General features: G+C 56.0%; 1 pseudogene. It reads left to right on the forward strand.

The window, feature by feature from the left end:
- Positions 1-18: 18 nt before the first annotated feature.
- Positions 19-1,235 (forward strand): annotated as a pseudogene (locus AC2T28_RS24920) (IS3 family transposase); the annotation flags it as partial.

Below are 1,235 nucleotides of genomic sequence, written 5' to 3' on the forward strand. Positions count from 1 at the left end.
CAACAAAGGAGATGAACTATGGGACAGAAACGGACGGACGAATTTCGCAGCGATGCGGTGCGCATTGCATTGATCAGTGGGCTAACGCGTAAACAGGTGGCCGATGATCTGGGCGTTGGGCTTTGGACGCGGAACAAATGGATCACGGCCCACCGGGACACGGATGTGGTTTCGCAGGAGGATCTGAGCCTCACCCAAGAGAATGACCGGCTTCGACGCGAGAACCACATTCTCGAGGAGGAAAGGGACATTGTAAAAAGGCCACGGTGTTCTTTGCGCGGCTAAAACAATGAGATTTTGGTTCATTCACTGCCCGGCAGTGCCTGTTTACAGGCACGAGAGGGGAAGAACATCGTGACAGTTTTCCGGCAAAACGCCTATGCCATGTTGTCGGTGTCAGCACGCGCGGGTTGCGGGCCTTTCGCAGCCGCCCCGCCAGCCGTCGGCAACGGTCTGACCTGGTCACGCTGGCGCATATCAAGGAGCAGCCCCGTCTCAACTTGGGCAGCTATGGTGGGCCACGGATGACGGAAGAACTGAAAGAGATTGGTCTGGATGTGGGGCATCGCCGTGTTGGTAGGTTCCCTCTCATTGCTGCAAACAGCAACTGCCGGGCAGTGGATGCGCCAGAACAGTATATCCGTTGTCAGCACGCGAAAACACCAGCTTCTCGGGCACCCGAAGGATGCCCTGCCAGCCAGCGGGTGACGACGGACAGCGATCACAAGTTCAACATCGCGCCCAACCGGCTGGACAGAAACTTCATCGCGGGCAGGCCAAATCAGAAATGGGCGGGCGACATCAGTTATGTCTGGTCCCGCGAAGGTTGATTGTATCTGGCAGTAATCCTGGACCTGCATTCTCGACGGGTGATCGGATGGGCGGTGAACAATCGCATGAATCGTGATCTGGCAATCCGGGCTTTGAAACCTCTCGGGACATTGCTGTGCAAGGCCCTGCCGGTCAAGGAATGGCTATAGCCCTCCGTGTGCCGTCCAAAGAGCTGCATCCATCATACGGAACGTGGCAGCCAATATCGCTCTCACGATTACCACAAGATCCTGCGCCAGCATGGGTTCAGGGCGTCGACGAGCGGAAAAGGTAATTTCTATGATAAGGCAGCCGCCGAAACCTTCTTCAAAACCATCAAGGTCGAACTGATCTGGCGTCGGTCATGGCAAACGCGCAGGCAGGCTGAGATGGCGATCTTCGAATACATCAATGGCTTCTATAAT

Source organism: Parasedimentitalea nitratireducens, from assembly GCF_057444295.1.